The organism is Ruegeria sp. I1 (genome assembly GCF_056532675.1).
Genome location: NZ_JBQFNM010000003.1, coordinates 20,184 through 41,608, shown reverse-complemented (window position 1 = coordinate 41,608; position 21,425 = coordinate 20,184). Strand labels below are relative to the sequence as shown.

The 21,425-nt window shown below is 56.2% G+C and carries 20 protein-coding genes; 9 read left to right on the top strand and 11 right to left on the bottom strand.

Translation table 11 applies throughout. From position 1 onward, the window contains the following. Positions 1–8: 8 nt before the first annotated feature. The 6 genes from ACR0DH_RS06900 to ACR0DH_RS06875 form a co-directional block, all read right to left on the bottom strand. Entirely contained in the window at positions 9–710 is a 702-nt protein-coding gene (locus ACR0DH_RS06900) for a response regulator transcription factor (protein ID WP_480544091.1), read from the bottom strand. Next, positions 710–2,605, bottom strand: coding sequence for a hybrid sensor histidine kinase/response regulator (locus tag ACR0DH_RS06895; protein ID WP_480544092.1), 1,896 nt, complete (start codon positions 2,603–2,605; stop codon positions 710–712). Before ACR0DH_RS06895 ends, ACR0DH_RS06900 begins: the two co-directional genes overlap by 1 nt. A 56-nt stretch (positions 2,606–2,661) precedes the next feature. Continuing rightward, positions 2,662–4,194: a sulfatase-like hydrolase/transferase gene (locus ACR0DH_RS06890; RefSeq protein ID WP_480547943.1), complete on the bottom strand. Its 1,533-nt coding sequence runs from the start codon at positions 4,192–4,194 to the stop codon at positions 2,662–2,664. Positions 4,195–4,266: 72 nt separating this feature from the next. After that, positions 4,267–6,102 (bottom strand): carbamoyltransferase family protein, encoded by a 1,836-nt coding sequence (locus ACR0DH_RS06885; protein WP_480544094.1) that lies wholly within the window; start codon positions 6,100–6,102, stop codon positions 4,267–4,269. 4 nt (positions 6,103–6,106) lie between these two features. Then, complete coding sequence (locus ACR0DH_RS06880; protein ID WP_353011336.1) at positions 6,107–6,256, bottom strand: DUF5989 family protein; 150 nt, start codon at positions 6,254–6,256, stop codon at positions 6,107–6,109. A gap of 17 nt (positions 6,257–6,273) precedes the next feature. Continuing rightward, positions 6,274–6,678: an SxtJ family membrane protein gene (locus ACR0DH_RS06875; protein WP_353011338.1), complete on the bottom strand. Its 405-nt coding sequence runs from the start codon at positions 6,676–6,678 to the stop codon at positions 6,274–6,276. A gap of 206 nt (positions 6,679–6,884) precedes the next feature. On the opposite strand from ACR0DH_RS06875, the gene ACR0DH_RS06870 reads away from it, so the two are divergent. The 4 genes from ACR0DH_RS06870 to ACR0DH_RS06855 are packed head-to-tail and all read left to right on the top strand — an operon-like array spanning position 6,885 to position 10,801. After that, a complete protein-coding gene (locus ACR0DH_RS06870; protein WP_480547942.1) occupies positions 6,885–8,009 on the top strand; it encodes an ABC transporter permease in 1,125 nt (374 codons plus the stop codon). Between the two features lies 1 nt (position 8,010). Next, positions 8,011–8,826 (top strand): ABC transporter ATP-binding protein, encoded by an 816-nt coding sequence (locus tag ACR0DH_RS06865; protein WP_480544096.1) that lies wholly within the window; start codon positions 8,011–8,013, stop codon positions 8,824–8,826. Between the two features lie 5 nt (positions 8,827–8,831). After that, positions 8,832–10,148 (top strand): MlaD family protein, encoded by a 1,317-nt coding sequence (locus ACR0DH_RS06860; RefSeq protein WP_480547941.1) that lies wholly within the window; start codon positions 8,832–8,834, stop codon positions 10,146–10,148. Next, on the top strand, positions 10,145–10,801 hold the full coding sequence (locus ACR0DH_RS06855; protein WP_480547940.1) for an ABC-type transport auxiliary lipoprotein family protein: 657 nt from the start codon (positions 10,145–10,147) through the stop codon (positions 10,799–10,801). The genes ACR0DH_RS06860 and ACR0DH_RS06855 overlap by 4 nt, the downstream gene beginning before the upstream one ends. Positions 10,802–10,806: 5 nt before the next feature. Here ACR0DH_RS06855 and ACR0DH_RS06850 read toward each other — a convergent pair whose 3' ends face one another. Next, on the bottom strand, positions 10,807–12,387 hold the full coding sequence (locus tag ACR0DH_RS06850) for an FMN-binding glutamate synthase family protein (protein ID WP_480547939.1): 1,581 nt from the start codon (positions 12,385–12,387) through the stop codon (positions 10,807–10,809). A 190-nt stretch (positions 12,388–12,577) separates the two neighbouring features. Here ACR0DH_RS06850 and ACR0DH_RS06845 point away from each other — a divergent pair, with 190 nt between their 5' ends. Both ACR0DH_RS06845 and crcB read left to right on the top strand, forming a co-directional pair. Continuing rightward, positions 12,578–12,994 carry a FluC/FEX family fluoride channel gene (locus ACR0DH_RS06845; protein WP_480852349.1) on the top strand — a complete coding sequence of 139 codons (417 nt, stop codon included), beginning with the start codon at positions 12,578–12,580 and terminating at the stop codon, positions 12,992–12,994. Further along, the gene (crcB, locus tag ACR0DH_RS06840; RefSeq protein WP_480547937.1) at positions 12,987–13,349 is read left to right on the top strand and encodes a fluoride efflux transporter CrcB; all 363 of its coding nucleotides are present in this window, start codon (positions 12,987–12,989) and stop codon (positions 13,347–13,349) included. The genes ACR0DH_RS06845 and crcB overlap by 8 nt, the downstream gene beginning before the upstream one ends. Positions 13,350–13,367: 18 nt before the next feature. On the opposite strand, the gene ACR0DH_RS06835 is transcribed toward crcB, so the two are convergent. From ACR0DH_RS06835 to ACR0DH_RS06820, 4 genes are read right to left on the bottom strand one after another with little or no spacing between them, the layout of a single operon-like run. Beyond that, complete coding sequence (locus ACR0DH_RS06835; RefSeq protein WP_353011352.1) at positions 13,368–13,694, bottom strand: cytochrome o ubiquinol oxidase subunit IV; 327 nt, start codon at positions 13,692–13,694, stop codon at positions 13,368–13,370. Next, a complete protein-coding gene (locus ACR0DH_RS06830) occupies positions 13,687–14,319 on the bottom strand; it encodes a cytochrome c oxidase subunit 3 (protein WP_480547936.1) in 633 nt (210 codons plus the stop codon). Before ACR0DH_RS06830 ends, ACR0DH_RS06835 begins: the two co-directional genes overlap by 8 nt. After that, positions 14,316–16,403: a cbb3-type cytochrome c oxidase subunit I gene (locus ACR0DH_RS06825; protein ID WP_480547935.1), complete on the bottom strand. Its 2,088-nt coding sequence runs from the start codon at positions 16,401–16,403 to the stop codon at positions 14,316–14,318. The genes ACR0DH_RS06830 and ACR0DH_RS06825 overlap by 4 nt, the downstream gene beginning before the upstream one ends. Beyond that, positions 16,400–17,362: a cytochrome ubiquinol oxidase subunit II gene (locus ACR0DH_RS06820; RefSeq protein ID WP_480547934.1), complete on the bottom strand. Its 963-nt coding sequence runs from the start codon at positions 17,360–17,362 to the stop codon at positions 16,400–16,402. Before ACR0DH_RS06820 ends, ACR0DH_RS06825 begins: the two co-directional genes overlap by 4 nt. A 189-nt stretch (positions 17,363–17,551) precedes the next feature. Here ACR0DH_RS06820 and ACR0DH_RS06815 point away from each other — a divergent pair, with 189 nt between their 5' ends. The 3 genes from ACR0DH_RS06815 to ACR0DH_RS06805 all read left to right on the top strand — a co-directional run bounded on the left by ACR0DH_RS06815 (position 17,552) and on the right by ACR0DH_RS06805 (position 21,395). Next, positions 17,552–18,781, top strand: a complete 1,230-nt coding sequence (locus ACR0DH_RS06815) for a lytic murein transglycosylase (RefSeq protein ID WP_480547933.1) — start codon at positions 17,552–17,554, stop codon at positions 18,779–18,781. Between the two features lie 211 nt (positions 18,782–18,992). Continuing rightward, positions 18,993–19,886 carry a UTP--glucose-1-phosphate uridylyltransferase GalU gene (galU, locus tag ACR0DH_RS06810; RefSeq protein ID WP_353011362.1) on the top strand — a complete coding sequence of 298 codons (894 nt, stop codon included), beginning with the start codon at positions 18,993–18,995 and terminating at the stop codon, positions 19,884–19,886. 72 nt (positions 19,887–19,958) lie between these two features. Then, complete coding sequence (locus ACR0DH_RS06805; protein ID WP_480547932.1) at positions 19,959–21,395, top strand: mannose-1-phosphate guanylyltransferase/mannose-6-phosphate isomerase; 1,437 nt, start codon at positions 19,959–19,961, stop codon at positions 21,393–21,395. Positions 21,396–21,425: the final 30 nt, after the last annotated feature.

The window sequence follows — 21,425 nt, the reverse complement described above, 5'->3', positions numbered from 1 at the left end:
GATGCTGCCTATTTCCAAACAACATCTCCCAGAAAGATGTATCCTGCCCCGTATATCGTCTTGATCAAGCGCGGGTTTTTAGGGTCTTCACCAAGCTTGGTTCGTAGCCTTGAGATACGCACATCCATGGCGCGGTCGAAGCTGTCCCCGGCTGCGCCACCCAGGGAGTCCTGCATTTGTGCACGGCTGATCAGGCGTTTGGGGCTTTCCAGAAATAGGCGCAAAACCTCACCTTCGGCGTGGCTGAACGGTGTTTCGGCCCCGGATTGGTCCTTCAGAAGATACCGATCAAAATATGCTGTCCACCCGTTGAACTCGGCGAGATTGGTGTTCGAGGTTTGACCGCGCGGTGCGCGTAACCGCGCGCGAATACGCGCCACAACCTCTGTTGGATCAAAGGGTTTGGTGATGTAGTCATCCGCTCCCAATTCCAGCCCGGCCACGCGATCCTGAACTTGCGCGCGGCCCGACACAATGATCACGGCCGCACCTTGTTCCAGCGCCAATCGGTGTACCAGGGCCAGGCCATCCGTATCCGGCAGGGATAAATCCACCAAGCAGACGTCAGGTGTGATCTGGTTCAGTGCGGCCTCGAACTCGCGGGCCCGGGAATAGCTTTGGGTTCGAAACCCAGCCTCTTCCAAAGCATCAGTCAGGATATGCCGAATCTCGGGTTCATCATCCAATATCGTTACCAAAGGCTGGGTCATCAGGCGGCCTCAGTTCGGACAAGGGCGGATAACTGTGCCTTGGAAAAGGGTTTGCTCAGCACAGGCGCCATGGCCAATGCCTGTCGGTGCAGAGGATCGGTATATGGTAATGATGTCATGAGTATGCAGGGCAAGCGAGATTTGAGTTGCGATAACAGATCAAGCCCGGTTGCTGTGCCCTCAAGTCGAATGTCGGACAGCACCATGACAATACCTTCAACGTTCTCGGTCAGAGCCAGTGCCTCATCTGTCGAGGTCGCCTCAATCACAGAAAAGCCAAGGTCGATCAGCATGTCCCGGAATTGGCCGCGCAGATCGTCACTGTCTTCCACCAATAGCACAAGCCCCTCTTGCGCGGGGGGTGCTGGGCGGTAGGGCAAGCGCAAGATCACCGATGCGCCTGAGGGCGTATTGCGCAGGTTCAGGTCACCGCCCGCCAGCTTTACGGTGTCATAAACCATCGGCAAACCAAGGCCCGATCCATCACTGCCTTTCGTTGTGAAAAAGGGGTTCAAAGCCTTCTCCAGTGCCTCAGACGAAAAGCCAGAACCGGTATCGGAAACTGTGATTTCGATCCAGATATCGCCGATTGCATGTGCACTGATCGTCACCTGCCCGGTTGTGCCACAAGCATCGCGTGCGTTCAGAACAAGGTTCAACAGCGCATCCTGAAGCATCCCTGGATCGAGCATAAGCGCCTGATCCGGCAAAGTATTCACGACCGATAGCCCAACACCGCGTGGCAAAGACGGGGTGGCCACTATCCGCAAATCCTCGAGCAAGCGGCGCAGATCGGTGGCTTTCGGCTGAGGTGTGCGATGGCCGGTCATATCCGCAATCCGGTTCAACAACTGACCACCACGCCGCGCTGTTTTTTGGGTTGCGGCGATCAGCGCATGTGCGTCTTCTGGCAACGCCATCTTGTCGAGCTGGGATTGCATGCCCAGGATGATTGTCAGCAGGTTGGAAAAATCATGCGCTAGGCCATTTGTCATCTGTGCAGCCATTTCACGGCGGCGGGTTTGTTGCAGGGCGACACGGGCTTGGGTTTCTTCGGTGATATCTACCGACATCACATAAACGCCCCCTGCCCCGTCAGGTGTGAAAGACACGCGGATGCGGCGCGAGTCTTGATCTTCGGTGAACTCGAACACCGATGTTTTGCCGTTGTAGGCATTTTGCAGGTGAGCACTGACCCGGGCAAAGGCGTTTGCCCCCAGCGCTTCAGATATGTGAAGGCCCAAAATCTCAGATGGTCGCCCCGGCATGACAGAACTGAGCCGCCGGTTCGAGTAATCATATCGCCCCTCGCTGTTCAGATGCGCGATATGGGCCGGCATCATCTCGGTCGTCAGACGAGTCCGGGCTTCGATCTCGGTCAGCTCGCGCTTGGCTTCTTCCAGCGCGGTGATGGTTGCTGCCAGTTTCCGGTTGGTGGCCGAAAGCTCTTCGGCATGGGTAAGCAGCTGGCCTGACAATTCCTCGGACCGCGCGCGCAGCAGGTTTTCGGCGCGTTTTGCGCTGGTTATGTCTGTATAGACTGCCACCCAACCACCCTGAGGCAGCGGTGCGCCTTCGATCGAGATCACCTGACCATTTGCACGCTCGCGCTCCATGTAATGTGGCTCGAACGCCAGCGCCTGTTCGACACGCACTTCGACCATGTCATCGACACTTCCCTCGTCACCGTACTCTCCACGGCTCGCCAGAAAGTGGATCGTGTCCCGAAACAACGCGCCAGGTTGCACCAGTGCATCGGGAAGGTCAAACATTTCTTGAAACCGTCGGTTGCTAAGGACTAGGCGCAACTGGCTGTCATAGATGGAAAGCGCCTGGCCGATCAGGTTCAGCCCGGCGGTTGTCATCGCCTTGATCCGTTGTTCGGTGATGCGCAAATTCACCCTCCCCTATTCTACCCGTAGCACCTGACGACCAGCAGGTGTAGAGGGGATCAATGCCGCATGCGCATCTTGGGCCCATCGGGCGTATTGGAATGCAGTGACAGTGTGTGGTCCATGTTCCGCATCCGATGGCGCAACATCTGCCTACACAGGCGCGCAAGGTCAGCCGCAAAGGTGGGATTTTCTGCGACGTTCTCGAATTCACCTTTCCCTTGATGATCGAACAAAAGCGGCGGCAAATCGGCGGCAAATTCAACCAGGGTGAAGCGGTCATCGCGCAGGATACCCAGACAGGACTCGCTGTTTTTGGTGCCAAGACGTTGTTGCCATAGGGTCGGGTTTTCCGGCTCAGCAAAATCCAGTTCGCTGAAAGAGTAATCCCTCCAATCTTTGGGCACTTCGCCCTGCAACAGGGGGATCAGAGACCGGCCATCCATCTCATTTGGGATCGACTGCCCAGCCCAATGCAGGATCGTCGGAGCGATATCGATGGATTCCGTCGGCACGGTGATTTCGGCCCCGGCCTGCGCTTTATTGCCGGGCACCCGGATCATCAGCGGCGTATGATAAGCCGCATCATAGACAGTCATCTTGCCCCAACTGTGACGGTCGCCCAGCATTTCGCCGTGATCGGCGGTGACAACGATCAGAGTGTCGTCATACTGCCCGCTGTCTTTCAGAAACTGAACGACGCGGCCGATGTGATGGTCGACCTCGGTCGCCAACCCAAAATAGATCGAGCGCAGGATCTGAATATTCTCGTCTGTCGACTCGACCTCATCGAAACCGTGAACAAAATCAACTGCTTTGTAGAGGTCGAGATTCGGATCAAAAAACGGGTGCTGCGCTTTTTCGGCCTCGGGTGTCCCCAATCGCCGCGGCAAAGGCAAAGTGACGGGGTCATACATCCGATTGTAGGGTGCCGGTGCAACAAGCGGTGGATGCGGGCGGATATAGGTTAGATGCGCAAACCAGTTCTGATCTTGGTAAGGCGCGATGCCGTCGAGAAACGCGTCGGTCAGAAAGGCGGTGTCGCTGTCCTCAGCGCGATAGAGCGCTGGGTCGTTCAGCTTTGGCGCCTCCCCAGAGGGTGAAACCGGTTTATAGACATCCATATAGGTGTCGAACGCATAGCCCTGTTTCATCAGATGCGCCCGCCAAGGATAGGATTCCTCCAGCCGCATCTCGATGACCTCAAGAAATCCATCCATTGATTGCTCATAGGATGTTAGCACGGGGTCATTCAAATCGTGAACACGCGGGTCTGCCGAGGTGTCGGTGTAGCCAAACAGCATTGGCATATAACCTGCTTTGCGCATCTCGGAGGCGATATTGGGAATGTCATGGCGCAACGGCGTGCCATTGCGGACGGATCGGTGGTTCATCGCATATTGGCCGGTCAGCAATGAAGCGCGCGAAGGACCGCAGGGATTTGTCACAGAGTAGTGACGTTTGAACGAGACAGATTCGTTCATGAACGCGCACAGATGCGGTAGATCAACATGATCTGCCAACGCGCCGAACAAGCAATCTGCCCGTAGCTGATCGATGATAATGAACAGAACTTTTCCGGCCTGGCCCATGTCGCGCACTCCGAATCCGCACCCGAGTTTCAGGTGCGGACTGTGTCGCGGAACGGCTACCCTCGCAAGGGTTTAGTCCAGTTCGTACTTGGTCTCGTAGTTTTCCTTGAGCGCGGGGTCCTGATCTTCTTTGCGCAACAGGCAGTTGCCGATCGACAGGACCTCGATATCGGTGCCCATGAAACAGCGGAACGCATCCGTGGGCGTGCAGACAATTGGCTCACCCCGCACGTTGAACGAGGTGTTCACCACCAGCGAGCATCCGGTCAGGTCTTTGAACTTCGAGATCAGCGCGTGATAGGCCGGGTTCGTGTCTTCATGCACTGTTTGGATACGGGCAGAATAGTCCACGTGCGTCACAGCCGGAATATCCGACCGTTTGACGTTCAGCTTGTCGATGCCAAACAGGGCATTTTCCTCATCCGTCATCTTGCGGCGGATTTTGTCCTGAACATCGGCCACGATCAGCATATAGGGGCTGTCGCCATCCAGCTCGAACCAGTCGGCTACGTCTTCGCGCAGAACAGATGGTGCAAATGGGCGGAAGCTTTCGCGGTATTTGACCTTCAGGTTCAAGGTCTTCTGCATCGACTCGGATCGTGGATCGCCTAGGATTGAGCGCGCGCCCAAGGCGCGTGGTCCAAACTCCATCCGGCCTTGGAACCAACCAACAGCCTTACCGTCCGCCAATGCCTGCGCGGTTTGGTTAACCAACTCACCGTTTTCGTAAGTGGTGAATTTGGCTCCGACACGGGTCAGTTCATCGGCGATTGCGCCATCTTCGTAACGCGGGCCAAGATATGACCCCTGCATCTGATCGCCAGGGGTGACCTGACGCGGATTGCCCAGCTCCTGGTGCCAGGCGGCATAGGCCGCCCCCAGTGCCCCGCCTGCATCACCGGCAGCAGGCTGCACCCAGACATTGTCAAACGCACCATCGCGCAGGATTTTGCCATTGGCCACGCAGTTCAGTGCTACGCCGCCCGCCATGCACAGATTACGGATGCCGTGTTCTTGCGCCAGATTGCGGGTGATGCGCAGCATGATTTCTTCGGTCACGGCCTGCACGGATGCGGCGATGTCCATATGGAACTGTGTCAGCTGATCGGTTTCAGGTTTGCGCACGGGATGGCCGAACAGGTCCTCCAGCGCTTTGTTGGTCATGGTCAGACCGGCTGTATAGTTGAAGTATTTCTGATTGAGGCGGAATGAGCCGTCCTCTTTCAGGTCGACCAGATGTTCAAGGATCAGGTCCTTAAATTGCGGCACGCCATAAGGTGCCAAACCCATGACCTTGTATTCACCGGAATTCACCTTGAAGCCGGTGTAGTAGGTGAAAGCAGAATAAAGCAGCCCCAGCGAGTGTGGGAAGTGCAGCTCTTTCACCATCGTCAGTTCGTTGCCGCGCCCAATCCCGACGGTTGTGGTGGCCCATTCGCCAACACCGTCTACGGTTAGAACAATCGCTTCGTCGAAGGGCGAGGGATAATAAGCGCTGGCGGCATGGCTGACGTGGTGTTCCGAAAACAAAATCTTGTCGACGGTGAAATCGGGATCAATCCTACGAAGCTGTTTGTTCAGCAAATCCTTCAGAAACAGCTTTTCCCGCAGCCAGACCGGCATCGCCATTCGGAACGAGTTGAAACCGCGTGGAGCAACGGCGATGTAGGTTTCGATCAGGCGTTCGAATTTTAGAAACGGTTTGTCATAGAAGACAACATTGTCCACGTCCGCCAGGGTGATCCCTGATTCGGCCAGTACGTATTCAATCGCCTTTTCCGGGAATCCAGGGTCATGTTTCTTGCGGGTAAAGCGTTCTTCCTGCGCGGCGGCAATGATCTTGCCGTCGCACAGCAGTGCTGCTGCGCTGTCATGATACAGCGCGGAAATGCCCAAAATGTAGGTCATGTGATCAGAACAGCGTATAGATGAACGGCGCGATTGCCGAACCTTGGCTGAGAACGATCAGGCCACCGAAGATGCCCAGCACCACAAGGATGGGCAGTAGCCAGAACTTTTTTCTGACCCTCATAAATGACCAGAGCTCGGAAACGAATGTCACGTCTGGTACTCCCTTCTTTAAAACTGTTGTTTCATGCTGCCGGGCTGATCCTTGCGAACAACCCAATAGCTTTCTGCGGAACTGTCTAATTTCTCAGACAAAAGGTCTTTTCCCAACAGGCGCGCCACCAGTCCGAAGGGCACGAATGTCGTGATGAAAACCAGAAACATGACGATGGGTGCTACGATGGCCCCCAGCAACATTCCAAATTTGAACCAAAGCCGATTGGGCTTGGTCAGAACCTGCGGCGCAAGGAAGGTTACCGCAAGAATGGCCCCCGCGATTGCCAGGGGTATCCACCGCACAGAACCGCCGCCCCAAAGGGGCCAGAGTGCGATGATCAGAAAGACTGCCGTGAAGACAAAACCGAACCCTCGTTCAGACCCGATTTCGACATCAACATTGGCTTGATGGTCAGACATGAAACACAACCGAATAACAACAAACAATTACGTCCATAAAGATACCATTACCTTTGGTTGAAACAAGTGAATTAGGTCACTCACCTTCGGGAAATTCGCCCATTGGCGCTAACCAGTGTCACACGGGTGCCATTCCGACCGGTCAAATCAGGGCGCAAATACACAAACCCGTTGCAGCCGATCTTCTTTTTCCGTCACATGCAGGCATGACTCCGCCTCAGATATCGTCTTCGCAGGAAAGCGACCGTACGGTTGTGCATATCTCGGGCGCATTGCTCACGCAGTCAGTGGAACACGTTGAGCGCGGCTTTAGCGCCATTCAGCCCGTTGGCGGCGATGTGACGTTCGACCTGACCGAGATGGAAGCGCTGGATACCAGCGGCGCGTGGCTCGTGGCAGACTTGTCACAGCGGTTCACCGCTCAGGGCGCGCAGCTCCAGTTTCTGGGCCTTAAGCCTGCGCATGCCGCCTTGATTGATACTGTGTCGCATAGCATCCCCGAACAGCCCGGTCGGCTGGACCCGCCCAGAACCTTTGCAGATTGGGTCGAAAGTGTGGGTCGCGGCACATTCGGGGCGTGGCAGGACACAATGTCGATCCTTGGGTTCCTAGGGCTGACCCTGCACCGTCTGGCCCGAACCGTCGTTATGCCCTGGAGGCTGCGCCGCGCCGCGCTTGTGACACATATGGAGGAAACCGGCTTCAAGGCGTTGCCGATTGTGGCGTTAATGGGGTTCCTAATCGGCGTTGTGCTGGCTTTTCAGGGTGCCACGCAGTTGAAACAGTTCGGGGCCGAGATTTTTGTGGTCGAGCTGATCTCGATCTCGATCCTACGTGAACTGGGTATTCTGCTGACCGCGATCATCGTTGCGGGCCGGTCCGGATCGGCCTTTACCGCCTCAATCGGTTCGATGAAAGTTCAGGAAGAGATTGACGCCATGCGGACCCTAGGCCTGGACCCGATTGAGGTGCTGGTGATCCCGCGCGTTTTGGCACTGTTGATCATGTTGCCCATTCTGGGTTTTGTGGCCGACATGGCCGGATTGTTCGGCGGCGCATTGATGAGCTGGATTGATCTGGGGATAAGCCCGGGCATGTTCCTGACCCGCCTGAACGAAAGCACGGGGGTTTGGCAACTGGCCATCGGTCTGATCAAGGCGCCGTTCTTTGCTCTGGTCATTGGTGTGATAGCCTGTTGGCAGGCGATGCAGGTCAAAGGGTCGGCCCAAAGCGTCGGGCAACGCACGACCGCGTCGGTGGTGCAATCGATCTTCATGGTAATCGCCATCGACGCCTTGTTCTCGATCTTCTTCTCGCAGATGGGGATCTGAGATGGACGGTACGGTGCAGCATCAATCAGCCCCGGCAGACACGCAGCGAGAGGCCGTGATCCGAGTGCGCGGATTGCGCAATCAGTTTGGCCCACAGGTGGTGCATGACGACCTAAACCTCGATGTTTGGCGCGGCGAAGTTCTGGGCATTGTTGGCGGCTCGGGTACCGGCAAATCTGTATTGTTGCGGACTATCGTGGGTCTGAACAAACCGGCTGCTGGCAGTATCGAGGTTCTGGGCGTTGATGTCTTGAACGGCCCCGAACAGGATCGCCGCCGCATTGAACGCCATTGGGGCGTGGCGTTTCAGGATGGAGCGCTGTTTTCATCGCTGACGGTGTTGCAGAACGTAATGGCCCCGTTGCGCGAGCATACGGGGATCAGCGAAAAACTGATGGAGTCGCTGGGCGGCCTCAAGATCAGCCTTGTGGGATTGCCGCAGCTGAGCTGTGGTAAGTTCCCATCGGAATTGTCAGGCGGTATGCGCAAACGGGCAGCGTTGGCGCGGGCTTTGGCGTTGGATCCTGAGATTGTGTTTCTGGACGAACCCACAGCTGGGTTGGACCCGATCGGGGCCGCCGCCTATGATGATCTGATCCGCGAATTGCAGCAGGCGCTGGGATTGACCGTTTTCATGGTGACCCATGATTTGGATAGTCTTTATGCGATTTGCGACCGGATCGCCGTGCTTGCAGAAAAGCGCGTGCTGGTTGAAGGTCCGATAGAAGAGATGACCAAGGTCGATCATCCTTGGGTGCAGGAGTATTTCACAGGCCCCCGTGCCCGCGCGGCGCAAGACAAAGGGCAGGACAGGTAGAGGCGATGGAAACCCGAGCGAATTACATTCTGATCGGCGCATTCACTCTTGCGGGGATATTGGGTGCTTTTGGCTTTTTCCTGTGGCTCGCGAAATTCGAAGTGACCCGCCAGTATGCATATTATGACGTGTTGTTCGAAAATGTGTCGGGCCTGTCTGCGGCGGGTGGCGTAAGCTACAATGGCCTTCCGGTCGGGCAAGTGATCTCGTTGAATCTTGATGAAGATGACCCGTCGAAAGTCAGGGTTCGGATCGAGGTTGATGCCGACATCCCCGTCACAAAGGAAACCATCGCGCAACTGCAATCGCTGGGTGTGACCGGCGTTGGCTATGTGGAATTGACTGGCGGGTCCAGTACGGCCGAGCGGTTGCCCAATAACAGTGTCATAAAAAGCAAGCGCAGCACTATTCAATCGCTGTTCGAAGGCGCACCCAAGGTTCTGGACGAGGCAGTCAGCCTTTTGAAGGAATTGAATGCCGTTGTAGACGAAAAGAACCAGAAAGCGGTTTCCGACATTCTGGCCAACCTCGCGTCGGCCACTGGCCGATTGGACAAGACGCTGTCGGATTTTGAATCCGTCTCAGGCAATATCGGAGAGGCCGCCAAGCAAATCGGCGAGTTTACCACAAAGCTGGACCCGTTGATCAGCGCTGCGGAATCCACGTTGCAGACGGGTAGCGAGACATTGAAATCCGTCAAATCAGCGTCCGACACCGCCAGAGAAGCGCTGGAAGAGGCGAAGGTGACATTGGCAACCACGAACCGGACCATCGAAGAAGATGTGCGCCCGTTTATACAGCGTGGGTCGAACCTTGTGGATCATCTGACGCGGTTGTCGGAAGAAGCCAGCGTGTCACTGGGCGTGATTACCGAAACGGTTGTGAATGCCAATACGACGTTGGGTTCGATCACCGCTGCGATGGATTCAACCAAAGGGGTTTTGGCTTCGGCCGAGCGTGCCTTTGACTCGGCCAACCGTATCATCGAAACGCAAGTCGGCCCGGTTGCCCAGGATATCAGCCGCGCCGCCAATCAGGTGACCGAAACGGTCTCGCGCATCACCGTCAAGATCGACCAGATTTCGGATGATGTGCTAAGCGCGTCGAACTCAGCGAAAGAACTGCTTGGAACCATCGACGGCATTGTCCGAGACAATCGTCGCCAGCTTTCGGATTTCCTGCGGGTCGGTTTGCCGCAATTCGTACGCTTTGTTGAAGAATCTCAGCGCCTGGTTATCAGCCTAGACCGCCTTGTCGACAAGGTTGAGCGCGACCCGGCACGCTTTTTGTTGGGCACCCAAGCATCGGAGTTCCGTCAATGATCAGGCCTTTCTTTATTACTCTGATGGCGGTGGCCCTTGGTGGCTGTGCGGGATTGGGTACGTTGAAGCAAGCATCCAAACCCAATGACCTGTATCTTTTGACTCCCAAAAGTACGTTTGCGTCTACGTTGCCGCGTATCCAGATGCAGATCGTTGTTGAAGAACCCACAGCAACCGCCGCGGTGAACACCGACCAGATCGCAGTTCAGCCGACACCGCTACAGGTTCAGTATCTGCCTCGCGCCCGGTGGGTGGATCGCGCACCGCTGATTGTACAGGCTCTGTTGGTCGAAAGCTATGAGAACTCGGGCAAGGTGGCCGCAGTCGGGCGGTCGACCGTAGGCCTGCGCGCAGACTATATCATCGTGCCGGATTTGCGTGAGTTTCAGGGCATCGTGACTGCCGAGACTGAAAACTCAAAAACCGTGCGTGTTGACGTTCGGATGAACATCAAGATCGTCGATGCGTTCGAGGACAAGATCATCGCCTCCAGTTCGTTCCAGGAAAACGTGGTTTCAGCCAGCGATCAGACACCGGATCTGGTCAATGCGTTTGACCTTGCCCTGGGTCGAGCAATGCGGGATTCAGTGGAATGGAGCGTGCGTCGGATCAATACGCATGCCAATAGTCAGCCCCGATCGACGATCAATTGATGCCACTAGAAATGCGCGGCTGACGCGCGATCCCATTCTGCTGTGTAGTTGTCCGGCGCTTTGCCAGACAAAAGTGCGCCTTCGTCGACGAAAGTGTAGATTTCGGCATAAGAACGCTCAGTCTCATCTGCCATGCGACGGCGGATATCGCCGGGATGCAGATCCGAGACCGTGGCTTTGCCCATTGCGCCCAGCAGTTCCCGGAAGCTTTCGAGTGTGGCATCGTGATACCGGTGCACCCGCTGACGTTTTTGCGGTACGTTGACCGCCCTGCCCCGGATCGAGTCCTGGGTGGCCACGCCTGACGGGCATCGGTTTGTGTTGCAGTGCAAGGCCTGAATACAGCCAACGGCAAACATCATCGCCCGGGCGGCATTGCACATATCCGCACCAAGGGCGAACTTTTCGATCATGTCGTAGCCTGTGGCCACTTTGCCTGCGCAGATGATCCGTATTTTGTCACGTAGCCCAACCCCCAGAAGGCAGTTATTCACGAAGACCACTGCCTCATTTACGGGTAAGCCCAGGCGGTTGGTGAACTCGACCGGGGCGGCGCCAGTCCCTCCTTCGGCCCCATCGACGGTAATGAAATCGGGCAGAATACCGGTTTCCAGCATTGCTTTGCAGATCGCCATGAATTCGGATGGGTGGCCGATGCACAGTTTGAAACCAATGGGTTTACCACCTGACATTTCGCGCAAGTGCTGTACAAACTCCATCAGCCCGGTTGGACCGTCGAAAGCCGAATGAATGGGTGGTGAGATCACGTCCTGATGCTCGGGCACGCCACGGATTTCGGCGATTTCTTTGTCGACTTTTGCGGCGGGTAAAACGCCGCCGTGCGAGGGCTTCGCCCCTTGGGACAGCTTAATCTCTATTGCTTTGACAACATCCTTCTTGGCCTTTTCGGCGAACAGGTCTTTGTCAAAGCCTCCGTCCGGTGTACGGCAGCCGAAATAGCCGGTACCGATCTGCCAGATAATATCTCCACCCTCGGCGAGGTGATGTGGGGACAATCCGCCCTCACCTGTGTTATGCGCAAAACCGCCGTCCTTGGCTCCGCCGTTCAGCGCTCGGATTGCATTGGCGCTGAGCGCACCGAAGCTCATGGCCGAAACATTCAAGCGCGATGCGTTATAGGGCTTTTCGCATTGCGGGCCGCCCAGCATCACCCTTTCTTCGCTCTTGTCCACTTCTTTTGGGGCCAGAGAGTGGTTGGAGCGATGATAACCTACGGTCGTGATATCGTATTGAGTGCCAAACGCCTGTGTGTCGACCTGGCCCTTGGCACGGGAATAGACAAGGCTGCGAATGATCCGATTATACGGCCGCCCGCTTTCGTTGGTTTCGACGAAATACTGGCGGATTTCGGGGCTGACAAATTCCAGCATATAGCGAAAATGCCCCAGCACGGGGTAGTTGTTCAGTACGTTGTGCTTAGTGGTCAGCATGTCATACATCCCAACCACGGCGTAAGGGATTAGCAGAACCAGAAGCCAATGCGCGGGAGACCAGAAAAAGCCCCAGACGGCCACCAAAGGCAGACAGACGAAACTCAGAAAGTAATATAGCCTGCGTACAACCATTTCTGATCTCCGTGGATGAAGTATGTGCCAAAGGTGTTGAAGCCAAAGTGAAACAGCTTGGCCTTTGATTGCAAGCCCTTCGGCCCATTGAAATCAAACCGGACGCGAATGTGAAACCTTGTTAAGGCGTTGATTGATCCCGCGTTTCGCAGGCGGTATTCGGATCATACCAAAGCAAAAGGCAGCTAACTTGACGAGACCAGACACCAAACGCGGACTACACGAACAAGCCCTGATGTTTTTTTCTGTGTTTGTTGGCGGCGCGCTGGGGTCGTTACTGCGTGAGGCGTTCGCATTCGAGGTCTCTGGCGCGCCTGTGCTGACCGCAACATTTGGCATAAATGTGTTTGCGTGTTTCGTGTTGGGCTGGCTCTACGCGATCCGCCATCGGGTTCATGCCCATGTTCTACATCTGGGCGCGGTAGGGTTTTGTGGTGGCCTTTCGACCTTTTCTTCTTTCGTGGCCGAGCTAGAGCGTTTAGCCGAAACCACGTTTTGGACTGCACCTGCCGCTGCTGGGCTGGAGATTGCATTTGGTCTGGCCGCAGCCTTAGCAGGCGAAGCGCTCGGCCGACGGTTTCATGCAGGAAGGAGCGGTAGTGACTGATCTCTACCTGCACGCAATGTTTGGCCTGGGTGGTGGTCTGGGCGCAGTGTTGCGCCATTGGCTTGCATTGCGGGTTACGCATGCGTTGCCACTGTCGACCCTGATGGTGAATGTAATCGGCAGCCTGTTACTGGGCCTCTGGATCGGCTATTTGGGCGGTCCTGTTGAGATGGGGGAAGAGCAGAGGCGCCTGGTTTTTGGCTTTTGTGGTGGGTTCACAACATTCTCAAGCTTTGCCTATCAAACGCTGGAATTGCGCCGCGAACGCACGCTTGCACTGGCGGCTGGCAATATCATGGTCAGTCTTGTTCTGTGCTGGGGTGCTTTGTGGCTGGGGTTGGAGCTGATCCGATAGCCGAACGGGCCACGTTTCCTACATCGGATGCATGTGCATGCGAACCGCGAGGTTGCCCAAAATCCAGACCGTGCCGAGGATGATGATCAATAAGACAAGAGTTGAGAACAGGATCAGGTCCAAATCCTCTCGGCTGCTGCGTCTGCGGTCGATATGTAAGAAATAGACCAGTTGAAAGATCAGCTGAGCGAGCCCAAGCAGGCCAATGGTTAGATAAACACCGGTTGTTTCTATCCCCCAGCGATAGGCCACTCCGAACATCGCGAAAGTCAGCAGTAACGAACCGCCATAGCCGATCACGTAACGCCGCCGCTCGCGCCGGTGCATTTCAGAGCGTTTATCCATAGGTTAGCCCTCCGAAATAGACGATCGTGATGATGCCGATCCAGATCAGGTCAAGGAAGTGCCAGAACAGCGCCAGCCTGACCACACGTGATTTGACGACATCGGTCATGCCCATAACCCGCAGTTGGATACCCAGCACAATCAACCACACGCATCCCGCAGCAACATGTAGACCGTGTAGCGGCACAAGGCCGTAGAAGGCCGAGAGGAACCCGCTGCGCTGCGGGATGCCGCCCTTTTCGGCCATGGCCATGAAGTCTCGGATCTCCAATACAAGGAAACTGATCCCCAGCAAGAGAGTCACCCCAAACCAAAGGATGATCCGTGGTCGCGGCAGATTGTATTTCAGGGCCAGCATCGCCAATCCAACGGTCAGGCTGCTGGTCAGCAGGATCATGGTTTGCGCAAAGATGCTGGTCAGGTCGAACAGCGCATGTGGCCCTGGCCCGCCGGCCTGAGCGTCGATCATGGTGATATAGATGGCGAACATCAGGCCGAAATAGACCAGATCGCTCATCAAAAAGACCCAGAAGCCGAAAGTTACGACCTCAGAAGCCTTATGGGCGCTGGCATGGCGGTCACCGAGATTGATGCCCGGATAGCTGTGGGTTGGTGCGCGTTTCATGTCACCACCTCCATGTCTGGGCGCGCGAGGCCGCGGTTTTCCGGGGCTGTCTCATGTTCGCGGTCCACGGCGGATTCGCTACGTACCAATGCCAGCCAAGCCTCATGATCGCGCTGGACTTCTTCTGCCGGGATGGTGATTTCGGTACTGGTGTCGAAGGTCCAGAGGATGAAGGCCAAGATCATAACAACGGTCATCAGCGCGGCCAGCCACCAGACCCACCAGACCAATGCAAACATCCAGATGCCACTGGCCACACACAGGATAAATCCGATACCGGTGTTGCGTGGCATCTCGATATCCTCATAGGCATCAGGGGCTGGATAAGCCGCGCCGCGTTCCTTGGCGGCGGCGAAGTCGTCGCGGTCAGTGACCTGCGGGATGATGGCGAAGTTATAAGGTGGCGGTGGTGCTGGGATAGACCATTCCAGCGTGCGCGCATCCCATGGATCACCAACGGGAACACGGGTTTTATCGCGGTTGCGGATGCTGACCCATAGCTGCACCAGAACTGAAAACAGCGCCGCCGTGATGACCAACGCACCGATGACGGCGACAATCATGTAGGGGTGAAAGCTCGGGTCCTCCCAGCTGAAGGATCGCCGGGGCATACCCATCAGGCCGACAAAGTAAAGCGGCATGAAAGTCAGCATAAAGCCAACTGTCCAAAGCGCGACTGTTATCCTGCCCCAGCCTTCATGCAAGCGGAACCCGAAGGCTTTGGGGAACCAGTAGTTATAGGCGGCCAGCAGGCCAAACAGGACCCCAGGCAGAAGCACGTTGTGGAAATGCGCCACTAGAAACAGAGTGTTATGCACTTGGTAGTCAATGGTTGGATTGGCTAGGATCACGCCGCTTAGGCCACCGATAACAAACAGCATAAGGAAGGCGAGACCGTACAGCATGGGAACTGAGAAGCGGATGCGTCCCCGCCACAGCGTCGCCATCCAATCATAGACTTTCACGCCCGTCGGGATGGCGATCAGCATGGTTGCGATGCCGAATACCGCATTGATCAGCGCGCTTTGCCCCATGGTGAAGAAGTGATGCAACCAGACAGTGAAGGACAGCACGGCTATCGACATTGTGGCGATGACCAGTGAGGTATAGCCGTAAAGCCGCTTGGCCGAGAAGGTCGCGAAGATCTCGGAATAGATGCCATAGGCGGGCAGAACCAGCAAATAGACCTCGGGGTGGCCAAAAAGCCAGAACAGGTTGGCGTAGTTCATCATATTGCCGCCAAGGTCATTGGTAAAGAAATGGAAATCCAGATAGCGGTCAGCGGCCAGCAACAGTGCCGCAACGCCCAAGGGCGGCATCGCAAAGACGATCAGGATAGAACTGCAGATGATCGTCCAGCAATACATCGGCAGCCGCATGAACGTCATCCCCGGCGCGCGCAGCTTGTAGATTGTGACGGCGAAGTTAATCCCCGTCAGCGTTGTTCCGATCCCTGAGACAACGATGGCCCAGATCCAGTAGTCCGGCCCCACGCCAGGGTTGAACGCAGCCCCCGTGTAGGGCGGATAGGCCGTCCAGCCCCCAGTCGAGAACTCTCCGACCACCAGCGAGACCATCAGCATCATACCGGACGATACCGTCAGGCCGAGGCTGATCTGGTTCATCACCGGAAAGGCCACATCCCGCGCGCCGATCATCAGCGGAATAACATAGTTGGCGATTCCGAACACAAAAGGTACGGCGACGAAGAAGATCATGATCGTGCCATGGGTGCTGAACAGTTCGGCAAAGTGTTCGGCCTCGAGGAAACCGTCGCCCGGTCCGGCGGCTTGCTGGGCGCGCATAACAACGCCCTCCAGAACGCCCCGCGCGAGCATCACGATGGCGAAGACGATGTACATGATGCCGATTTTCTTGTGATCAGCGCTTGTTAGCCAATCGCGCCACAAGGGCCCCCAAAGCCGAAACCAGGTTAGCAGACCAACCACGGCGACTGCCCCTACGATGACAATACCTGCGGCGGCATTGGCTACAATCTCATTAGCGTTGGGGTCCTGAATCAGGCCGGTGATCGGCAATGCATCCCAGCTTAGGCGACCAAAAAAACCGTTTTCTGATGTCATTGGTCGACCTCCTGCCCATATGCAACTGTTCCGGGTTGTTGATCCAGTGGCAGTGCTTTGCCGCCATGGTATCGGTGGAGAATGGTATGGAACAGATCCCCGTCATCCAGTTTGAAATACACGGCACGGTCTGGCATCTCGGGCGTGCCAAGCGCGGCCTGAACCTCATCCCGGTCGGTGCGCATGGCAAGGGTTTTATACGTTTCCGCGTCAAGCACGATACCGCCCTGACGGACCTTGTTGACCCAGGCCTCGAAATCCTCAGGGTCCATCGCAAGCGTTTCGAACTTCTGCTTGGTAAACCCGCGCCCGTTATACTGGGTGTTTTCGCCTTGCATTACCTTGGGTTGGTCCGCAACCAGATGCAGCTTGGTTGTCATGCCTGGCATTGCATAAATCTGCCCCGCCAAAGCTGGGATCATGAAAGATTGCATCACCGTATCGGTGGTCAGTGTCATGGCGATCTGTTGTTTGGTGGGAATGCCAAGCTCTCCGACTGTGGCGATGCCAAGATCGGGATAGATGAACAACCATTTCCAGTCGAGGCCAACAACCTGCACTTGCACGGCAGGCTCGTCACCGAACGGGGCTGAATACGGGTCGAGCCGATACGTGGTTTTCCACAGATAGAAAGACAGGATTGCGACGATGGCCACCGGGACGCCCCACATCAGCATCTCAAGACGGGCGGAAAAATCCCAATCGGGCCTGTACACCGCGTTCCCTCCTTTTCGACGTCGATAGCGCAGCGCGATCAACGGAACCAAAATCAGAACAGGGATAACGGCAATAAGGATCAGCGTTGTTGCCCGCAGAAGATGCGTTTTCTGCACTGCCGCAATAGGGCCCTGGGGGTCCATGAAGCTGTCACTGGCCCCTGCCATCTGGGTCGACGCGGCCAGAATTCCGAGGGCCGTCAGAACCACATTTGCCACAATGGACGTTCTGTTCGTGGTCATACCTGCCCTCTTTTGCTGTCGCATTGGTCACAACTATCGGCAGAGACCGCGCATTTCTCAAGGTTTTTCGACCGCAAGGCGGCATGTCGTATATGTGGTTCAATCTCATGGATTTTGATGCGGGTTTCAGTCATCCTTGGCATCAACGAAAACGAATTGCCCAAACAGGCTCAGAGCAGGTGATTTCAGATGCGCAAGGTGCTTTTTCTTCTATTTTGCCTATGTTTGGCCAGCGGCGTGACCGCTCAGGATCGTGCATCGATCGAACGGCAGTTCCAGTCCTGGCTCGATCAGACCGTTTGGCCGCAGGCTCGCGCCAAGGGTGTGTCACGCAAGACGATGAACGCGGCCTTTGACGGCGTTACGCTGAATTGGGACCTACCCGACCTTATCCCTCCGGGAAGCAAAGCGAAGACACCCAAAGCCCAAAGGCAGGCAGAGTTTGGCTCTCCCGGGAGGTACTTTAATGCGGGGTCGGTTCAGGGGGCCACATCCGTGGGTCGGCAAATGGCGCGCCGCCATGCGGCTACCCTGTCTCGTGTCGAGGCGCAAACAGGGGTCCCAGCCCGCATCATTTTGGCGATCTGGGGGCGCGAAAGCGGGTATGGTCAGGTTCCAATTCGGCATGATGCGTTTCAGGTTCTGGCGACCAAAGGGTTCATGAGCACGCGATCTGAGTATTTCACAACCGAGTTGATCGCCGCGCTGCAAATCGCCGAGGCGGGACATGTGCGCGAATTAAAAAGCTCTTGGGCTGGTGCTTTGGGGCAGCCACAATTCATGCCGACTAGCTTTCTGACTTATGCAGCAGATGGAAATGGAGATGGGCGGGCTGATATCTGGGGCTCCGCCGATGACACAATCGCGTCGATTGCGAACTACCTGAACCGGCACGGCTGGGTTGAAGGTCGCGACTGGGGGTTTGAGGTGACGGTGCCAACCTTGCTATCCTGCGCGCTTGAAGGACCAGACCAAGGGCGTGCCATAAAGGATTGGGCCGCATTGGGTGTCAGTCGCGTTTCGGGTAGACCTTTCCCAAACCATGAACTCAAAGGTGATGGCTATCTGATGATGCCAGCTGGTCGCAACGGTCCGGCGTTTCTCGTCACACCAAATTTCTACGTGCTGAAGGAATACAACAAGAGCGATCTTTATGCCCTGTTTGTGGGCCATGTCGGAGACCGGATTCAGTATGGTGTAGGAGACTTCCGGGGCCGTTGGAGCGCGGTCGGGGGCCTCTATCGATCAGACATCGCAGCAATGCAGCGAGTGCTGGAACAACAGGGGCACGATGTCGGCGGCGCCGATGGGCTGCTAGGGTTCAAAACCCGCCGATCAATCGGGCGATGGCAGGAGGCCACGGGCCAAGACCCCACCTGTTTCCCCGAGAAAACGATGAAATCGCGTCTGAAAAACTGACAGTGATCGGGATTTCGCCCATTCGGTGAACAGTGCGTGACAATTCAGCCAGATAATAGATCGGATTTTGACTCTGCCTCCACAAGATGGCACGATTTGACCTATTAGTACCCGAATTGTTGGGCGTTATTGATTGATCCGGTTTCGCAGCATATGAGGACACACCGGTCAGGCTGCAATCCTCCGGTTAAGTTACGATTTGAGAGGCACCATGACACGCAAGGTCACCAAAGCGATTTTTCCCGTTGCCGGGTTGGGCACACGATTCCTGCCTGCGACGAAATCTGTTCCCAAGGAAATCATGACCTTGGTTGACCGGCCCTTGGTGCAATATGCCATCGACGAGGCGCGCGCCGCCGGGATCAAGGAATTCATCTTTGTTACCTCGCGCGGGAAATCTGCGCTTGAGGATTATTTCGATCACAACCTGGTTCTGGAACAAGAGCTTAAGAACAAAGGCAAAGATGAACTTTTAGAAACGCTGAACGCGACCAATATGGAAAGCGGAGCAATTGCCTATATCCGTCAGCACAAGGCGCTGGGACTGGGGCACGCTGTCTGGTGTGCGCGTCGTCTGATCGGAGACGAGCCCTTTGCCGTGATGCTGCCAGACGACGTGATCGCAGCCGACAAACCCTGCCTGCAGCAGATGATCGAAGCTTATGAGGAAACCGGCGGTAACATGGTTGCCGCGATGGAAGTTCCGCAGGAAAAAACAAGTTCCTATGGTGTGCTGGACGTGGGTGACAACGTGGGCACCGTGGTGCGCACGCGTGGTATGGTGGAAAAGCCCAAAGCGGATGAGGCACCCTCTAACCTTGCCGTCATTGGGCGCTATGTTTTGGGTCCGTCGGTGCTTTATAATCTGAACTCGATGAAATCCGGCAGCGGTGGCGAGATTCAGCTGACCGACGCGATCGCCGAAGACATTCGGAACGGTGTCCCGGTATTTGGTTACAAATTCGATGGTCAGCGCTTTGACTGCGGCTCAAAAGCCGGGTTCCTGCAGGCAACTGTAGCCTTTGCACTGGCGCGTGACGATTTGCGCGGCGATCTGAGCCAGTATCTGAATGACATCGTTGCCACGGGAAAAGCGGCTCAGTAGGCGCTGGCCCTTCCCCTTAACGGCGAATAAGGCGATACATTCAGATAGCTGAAGCTCAAAGGCATGCGCATCATGAATACCGTCTATCCCGTCATTCTCTGCGGTGGGTCAGGAACCCGTTTGTGGCCGCTGTCCCGCAAAAGCTATCCCAAGCAGTTTGTGCCGTTGGTGGGTGAGACCAGTTTGCTGCAGGATTGCGCGGTGCGGCTTCGCGGGCCGAAGGCTGCACCCTATGCTAACCCCTTGATACTAACCAATGAAGCCTTCCGCTTTGTGGTGCCTGAACAGTTGATGGGCGTGGGTGTTGATCCTGGCCCGATCCTAATCGAACCCGAAGGGCGCAATACCGCGCCTGCCGTTCTGGCCGCCGCCCTGCAGCTGTCAGACAGTGACCCAGAAGCCATCATGTTGGTGGCTCCGTCTGATCATGTGGTTCCCGACACAACCGCCTTTCACGCAGCAGTTTCACGCGGGATCGAAGCGATTTCTGCACGCAGTGATCTGGTCACGTTTGGCATCACGCCCGACCGACCTGAAACCGGGTATGGCTATTTGAAACTCAGCCAAACGCCGGACGCATCCGGTGCGGCCATTCCATTGGACCGGTTTGTCGAAAAACCTGATCTGGACCGCGCTGAGGCGATGCTGGCGGATGGCAGCTATCTGTGGAATTCGGGCATCTTTCTGTTTGCCGTGCGAGACATTATCGGGGCCTTCGAACAGCACGCGGCCGAACTGATCGAGCCGGTCCGGCAAGCGGTGGAGCTGGCCCGAAGCGATCTGGGCTTTTTGCGCCTGGACGCCAGTGCCTGGGCCAAGGTCGATGATATCTCGATTGACTATGCGGTGATGGAAAAGGCGGCAAACCTGAGTGTTGTCCCCTATGCCGATGGCTGGTCCGATGTGGGCAGCTGGACCGCCGTGCATGAGCTGAGCGAACCCGACGCAAGCGGTGTGGCCACGACAGGTGAGGTTACAACCATCGATTGCCAGAACGTTCTGATTCGTTCGGAATCTCCGGCGCAAGAGGTGGTTGCCATGGGTTTGGAAAACATCATCGCAGTCGCCATGCCCGATGCGGTTCTGGTGGCGAGCATGGACCGGGCGCAGGATGTCAAACAGGCGGTAAGTGCGCTGAGGGCCAAGGGTGCAAGGCAGGCGGAATCTCTGCCTGTCGACCACCGTCCTTGGGGGTGGTTCGAAAGCCTGGTGATTGATGATCGGTTTCAGGTCAAGCGCATCCATGTAAACCCTGGTGCAGCACTAAGCCTGCAGTCCCATCACCATCGCTCGGAACACTGGATCGTGGTCAAGGGCACGGCCAAGGTTACGATTGATGATGAGGTTCAGCTCGTCTCGGAAAACCAGTCGGTTTATATCCCGCTAGGTGCGGTCCACCGGATGGAAAATCCGGGCAAAGTGCCCATGGTTCTGATCGAGGTGCAGACCGGCAGCTATCTGGGTGAAGATGACATCGTCCGGTACGAAGACATCTACGCGCGCAATTAAACATAACCCGTCGCGCGGGGCGGGGAATCA

Excerpts from the sequence above, each read along its gene's own strand:
- ACR0DH_RS06900 (WP_480544091.1), bottom strand. The coding sequence starts at position 710 with ATGACCCAGCCTTTGGTAACGATATTGGATGATGAACCCGAGATTCGG.
- ACR0DH_RS06890 (WP_480547943.1), bottom strand. The coding sequence starts at position 4,194 with ATGGGCCAGGCCGGAAAAGTTCTGTTCATTATCATCGATCAGCTACGG.
- ACR0DH_RS06885 (WP_480544094.1), bottom strand. The coding sequence starts at position 6,102 with ATGACCTACATTTTGGGCATTTCCGCGCTGTATCATGACAGCGCAGCA.
- ACR0DH_RS06875 (WP_353011338.1), bottom strand. The coding sequence starts at position 6,678 with ATGTCTGACCATCAAGCCAATGTTGATGTCGAAATCGGGTCTGAACGA.
- ACR0DH_RS06870 (WP_480547942.1), top strand. The coding sequence starts at position 6,885 with ATGACTCCGCCTCAGATATCGTCTTCGCAGGAAAGCGACCGTACGGTT.
- ACR0DH_RS06865 (WP_480544096.1), top strand. The coding sequence starts at position 8,011 with ATGGACGGTACGGTGCAGCATCAATCAGCCCCGGCAGACACGCAGCGA.
- ACR0DH_RS06860 (WP_480547941.1), top strand. The coding sequence starts at position 8,832 with ATGGAAACCCGAGCGAATTACATTCTGATCGGCGCATTCACTCTTGCG.
- ACR0DH_RS06855 (WP_480547940.1), top strand. The coding sequence starts at position 10,145 with ATGATCAGGCCTTTCTTTATTACTCTGATGGCGGTGGCCCTTGGTGGC.
- ACR0DH_RS06850 (WP_480547939.1), bottom strand. The coding sequence starts at position 12,387 with ATGGTTGTACGCAGGCTATATTACTTTCTGAGTTTCGTCTGTCTGCCT.
- ACR0DH_RS06835 (WP_353011352.1), bottom strand. The coding sequence starts at position 13,694 with ATGGATAAACGCTCTGAAATGCACCGGCGCGAGCGGCGGCGTTACGTG.
- ACR0DH_RS06830 (WP_480547936.1), bottom strand. The coding sequence starts at position 14,319 with ATGAAACGCGCACCAACCCACAGCTATCCGGGCATCAATCTCGGTGAC.
- ACR0DH_RS06825 (WP_480547935.1), bottom strand. The coding sequence starts at position 16,403 with ATGACATCAGAAAACGGTTTTTTTGGTCGCCTAAGCTGGGATGCATTG.
- ACR0DH_RS06820 (WP_480547934.1), bottom strand. The coding sequence starts at position 17,362 with ATGACCACGAACAGAACGTCCATTGTGGCAAATGTGGTTCTGACGGCC.
- ACR0DH_RS06815 (WP_480547933.1), top strand. The coding sequence starts at position 17,552 with ATGCGCAAGGTGCTTTTTCTTCTATTTTGCCTATGTTTGGCCAGCGGC.
- galU (WP_353011362.1), top strand. The coding sequence starts at position 18,993 with ATGACACGCAAGGTCACCAAAGCGATTTTTCCCGTTGCCGGGTTGGGC.
- ACR0DH_RS06805 (WP_480547932.1), top strand. The coding sequence starts at position 19,959 with ATGAATACCGTCTATCCCGTCATTCTCTGCGGTGGGTCAGGAACCCGT.